General features: G+C 68.9%; 5 protein-coding genes. 3 read left to right on the top strand and 2 right to left on the bottom strand.

The window, feature by feature from the left end; translation table 11 throughout:
- On the bottom strand, positions 1-266 hold a 266-nt coding region (locus tag KBX53_RS23085; protein WP_247676079.1), incomplete at its 3' end, for a hypothetical protein.
- A 128-nt stretch (positions 267-394) separates the two neighbouring features.
- Between KBX53_RS23085 and KBX53_RS23080 the strand changes: the two genes are divergently transcribed.
- Positions 395-883, top strand: coding sequence for a MarR family winged helix-turn-helix transcriptional regulator (locus KBX53_RS23080; protein ID WP_210861593.1), 489 nt, complete (start codon positions 395-397; stop codon positions 881-883).
- Here KBX53_RS23080 and KBX53_RS23075 read toward each other — a convergent pair.
- Positions 868-1,422 (bottom strand): hypothetical protein, encoded by a 555-nt coding sequence (locus KBX53_RS23075; RefSeq protein WP_030331882.1) that lies wholly within the window; start codon positions 1,420-1,422, stop codon positions 868-870. The two genes, KBX53_RS23080 and KBX53_RS23075, sit on opposite strands and share 16 nt — an antisense overlap.
- A 521-nt stretch (positions 1,423-1,943) precedes the next feature.
- Here KBX53_RS23075 and gyrB point away from each other — a divergent pair.
- Both gyrB and KBX53_RS23065 read left to right on the top strand, forming a co-directional pair.
- Positions 1,944-3,890, top strand: a complete 1,947-nt coding sequence (gene gyrB / locus KBX53_RS23070) for a DNA topoisomerase (ATP-hydrolyzing) subunit B (RefSeq protein ID WP_030331885.1) — start codon at positions 1,944-1,946, stop codon at positions 3,888-3,890.
- A gap of 130 nt (positions 3,891-4,020) precedes the next feature.
- On the top strand, positions 4,021-4,630 hold a 610-nt coding region (locus KBX53_RS23065), incomplete at its 3' end, for a DNA gyrase subunit A (protein WP_309140833.1).

The following is a 4,630-nucleotide window of genomic DNA, read 5'->3' as shown; positions in this document are numbered from 1 at the left end:
CCCGGGGCCCCCGCGACACCACCGCCTGCGCCGCCGCCACAGCCGCGCCGGTCCGCCTCGCGGGCTGCCCGCTTGCGCTCCCGCTGCTCCCGGGTGTGGCGCTTGCGCTCGGCCAGGTCGCGTTTCCACGCTTCGCGGGCCTCGGCCGAACCGCCCTGCACCGCGCCCTGCACCCCTTCGGCGGGGCCGGCGAGGTGCCGGAAGGCCCACCGCATCAGTCGGCCGCCCTCGCCCGGGGCCCTGGTGACCGCGCCGTCCTCGCTCATCTGCCGCCTCTTTCCGGGTCACGTCGTCCCGCCGGGTCAGGCCCGACGCACGAGCAGACCGTTGGGGTACCAATGATTGGTGCACCAATTATCGGTACGATAGTCATCGTGCGGAGGGAGGGCAACCGATGAGCGAACGACCGGACGGCGTCGACCCGCTGGCCCTGGAGCAGCAGGTGTGCTTCGCCCTCTCGGTCGCCGCGCGCAGCGTGGTGGCCGTCTACCGGCCGCTGCTGGAACCGATGGGGTTGACCCACCCGCAGTACCTGGTGATGTTGGCCCTCTGGCAGCACGCGCCGTTGTCCGGCCGCGACCTCAGCCGCCTGCTCCAGCTCGACCCGGGCACGCTGTCACCCCTGCTCAAGCGCCTTGAGGCGGCCGGCTACCTGCGCCGGGAACGCGACCCGAGCGACGAGCGCAGCCTCGCCGTCACCCTCACCGCCAGCGGCGCCGCGCTGCGGAGTCAGGCCGAACTGATCCCGGCCGCGATCGTGCAGCGGCTCGGGCTGCCCGTCGAGGACCTGCAACACCTGCACGCGGTGCTCACACAGCTGATCTCAGCCGCCAACCGGCCGGCCGGCCCGGAGACGGACGCGGCGGCTCAGGCGTCGGCGTAGACGGCGAACCCGCGCTCGGCGCAGCGCCGGTAGAACGCCGCCAGCACGCCCAGCTCGGCGCAGGTGAAGTTCCACTGCGGCGGATCGCCGCGCTCGTCGCGCAGCGCGTCGAGCCGACTCTCCAGCCAGCGCAGCTGCTGTTCGGCCAACCGGCCGTCGCCGAGCAGAGCACGCAGCACGGTGCTCACCGACTCGAAGGTGACCGCCTCGCCGGTGGGGCGGTGCGCGGCCACGAACCGTTCGATGCCGCTCGCGATCCAGGAGCAGCCGTCCGGGTCGATCACCGGGTCCTCGTCCTCGGCGGCGGCGTCTGTGGCGTACAACACACCTTCGAGGCCGAGTAGGAGATCCACCAACTCGGTGTACGCGGTCGCCCGGATGGTGCCGGTCTTCGCGATGAGCTCGGCCAGCGCCGCGGTCGGCGCGGAGATGCGCGGTAGGTCGACGATCTCGCCGAAGTCGACGAACTCGGCCGGCGCCACCGGATCGTAGAAGCGGCCGGTCCGCGGCCAGTGCACCGCGACGTTGTCCAGCCCCATCTGTCACCTCTTAAAGAGCACGTGTCGGGTCGATCGGGTCGATCGTCCCGGTTCCAACCGGTAAAGATCAAGGCTGGTTCCGGGGCGCCGCAAACGTACGGCACTGACGGTTCGGCCGCGACCCCCGACCCGCCCGACCGCGGGTCAACCCGTTCCGGGGCGGCGCGTGCGAAGCGGGCCTGGCGTGTGGGGGGAGTCGTGGGCGACGGGGTTCTGCCGGCTATGGACTTCTCAGCCGCCTCGCTGAGGGTGCCGAGTGGTGGTTCTGTCCTCCGCGCACAGTAGGATTGACAGTGAGACGAAGACCCGGTGCGGGAGTGGGACGGGGCCGGTGGCCCAGGTTCATTCTCCACGTCGGGTCGAGCCGATCGCGATCCGCGGGCAACCGCGGCGACCGGCGCGTTCGACCCGCTGTCCGGAGGTCTCCGGCGCCGGTCCGCGCGCCGACGTCGCGTCCTGTCCGCCGAACCCGCGCCCGACGCGCCCCTACCGGCGCGGCTGACGCGAGAAAGTGGCCGAGGGTGGCAGCGCAGGACAAGCAGGAGTACGGCGCAGAGTCGATCACCGTTCTCGAGGGGCTGGAGGCCGTTCGCAAGCGGCCCGGTATGTACATCGGGTCCACCGGCGAACGCGGTCTGCACCACCTCGTCTGGGAGGTTGTCGACAACGCTGTCGACGAGGCGCTGGCCGGATACTGCGACACCATCGACGTGGTGCTGCTCGCCGACGGCGGCGTCCGGGTCACCGACAACGGCCGTGGTTTCCCGGTCGACCTTCACCCGAAGCTCAAGAAGCCGGGTGTCGAGGTCGCGCTGACCGTGCTGCACGCCGGCGGCAAGTTCGACGGCAAGGCGTACGCGGTCTCCGGTGGTCTGCACGGCGTCGGTGTCTCCGTGGTGAACGCTCTCTCCACCCGAATGGCCGTGGAGATCCACAAGTCCGGTTTCGTCTGGCGGCAGCAGTACACCAACTCCAAGCCCAGCCCACTGGACAAGGGCGAGGCCACCGACCGCACCGGCTCGGCGGTCTCCTTCTGGCCCGACCCCGACGTCTTCGAGACAGTCGACTTCGACTTCCAGACCATCTACCGGCGGCTGCAGGAGATGGCCTTCCTCAACCGGGCCCTCCGCATCCACCTGCTCGACGAGCGGGTGGCCGAGGAGGAGGACGGCCGCCAGCGCGAGGTCACCTTCTTCTACGAGGGCGGCATCGCGGACTTCGTCCGGCACCTCAACGCCTCGAAGAGCCCGATCCACAAGACCGTGGTCGAGTTCGAGGCCGAAGAGGAGGGCATGTCACTTGAGATCGCCATGCAGTGGAACGAGTCGTACGGCGAGTCGGTCTACACCTTCGCCAACACCATCAACACCCACGAGGGCGGCACGCACGAGGAGGGCTTCCGGTCCGCGCTGACCAGCGTGGTCAACCGGTACGGCACCGACAAGAAGCTGCTCAAGGGCGACGAGAAGCTCTCCGGCGAGGACATCCGCGAAGGGCTCGCGGCGATCATCTCGGTCAAGCTGGCCAACCCGCAGTTCGAGGGCCAGACCAAGACCAAGCTGGGCAACACCCCGGTGAAGAGCTTCGTGCAGCGGGTCTGCAACGACCGGCTGGTCGACTGGTTCGACCGCAACCCGGCCGAGGCCAAGATGATCATCACGAAGGCCTCCCAGGCGGCCCGGGCCCGGATCGCCGCGCAGCAGGCACGCAAGCTGGCACGGCGCAAGTCGCTGCTGGAGTCCGGCTCGATGCCGGGCAAGCTGGCGGACTGCCAGTCGACCGACCCCCGCGAGTCCGAGGTGTTCATCGTCGAGGGTGACTCGGCCGGCGGCTCGGCCAAGCAGGGTCGCGACCCACGGACCCAGGCGATCCTGCCGATCCGCGGCAAGATCCTCAACGTGGAGAAGGCCCGGATCGACCGGGTGCTGAAGAACAACGAGGTTCAGGCGCTGATCACCGCGCTGGGCACCGGCATCCACGACGACTTCGACATGGAGAAGCTGCGGTACCACAAGGTAGTGCTGATGGCCGACGCGGACGTCGACGGCCAGCACATCCAGACGCTGCTGCTCACCCTGCTGTTCCGCTTCATGCGTCCGCTCGTCGAGATGGGGCACGTCTACCTGGCCGCCCCGCCGCTCTACAAGATCAAGTGGAACAAGAAGGGCGACGACGCCCAGTACGCCTACTCCGACCGCGAGCGGGACGGCCTGATCCTGCTGCGTCAGCAGAAGAAGCCCAACGCCAAGCCGGACGACATTCAGCGCTTCAAGGGCCTCGGCGAGATGAACTATCCCGAGCTGTGGGAAACCACCATGAACCCGGCGACGCGTACCCTGCGTCAGGTCACTCTCGACGACGCGGCGACCGCCGACGAGTTGTTCAGTGTGCTGATGGGTGAGGACGTCGAGGCGCGCCGGTCGTTCATTCAGCGCAACGCCAAGGACGTGCGGTTCCTGGATATCTGACGGACTGCGCCGGATCGGCCGGGCCCTGCCCGGCCGATCCGGCGGTCCACAGAGTTATCCACAGCTTGGCCGGTATCCACAGCGGTTATCCACAGCACGAAAACGACTCTGAGTCTGATAAGGGTATACAGTGACCGATTCTCCCGAGTCCACACCGAACGAGCCCGAGGTTCCCGCCGAGGCCATCGCCGCGGTGGTCGCGCACGACCGGATCGAACCGGTCGGGCTCGAGGTGGAGATGCAGCGCTCCTACCTCGACTACGCGATGAGCGTCATCGTCGGTCGCGCGCTGCCGGACGTCCGGGACGGCCTCAAGCCGGTCCACCGCAAGATCCTCTACGCGATGTTCGACTCCGGCTACCGTCCGGACCGCGGCTACGTGAAGTGCTCCCGCGTCGTCGGTGACGTGATGGGTCAGTTCCACCCGCACGGCGACTCCGCGATCTACGACGCGCTGGTCCGGATGGCGCAGCCCTGGTCGCTGCGCTACCCGCTGGTCGACGGCAACGGCAACTTCGGCTCGCCGGGTAACGACCCGGCCGCCGCGATGCGCTACTGCCTCACCGGGGATGTCCGGATTCGCACCGCTGACGGTAGCGTGCGGATCGCGGACGTGGTGGCCGATGCGGCGCCGTCCAGCGAGACCGACATCGACCTCAAGGTCCGCGACCGCAACGGCGACCTGGTTCGCGCCAGCAAGTTCTTCCATTCCGGCGAGCACCCGACGCTGCGGCTCCGCA

Origin of the sequence: Micromonospora sp. M51 (assembly GCF_018070305.1) — a bacterium.
In the GTDB taxonomy this organism is placed as follows: domain Bacteria; phylum Actinomycetota; class Actinomycetes; order Mycobacteriales; family Micromonosporaceae; genus Micromonospora; species Micromonospora parva.
Note: the sequence above shows the minus strand (reverse complement) of the source record. Positions and strands in the feature narration are given on the sequence as shown.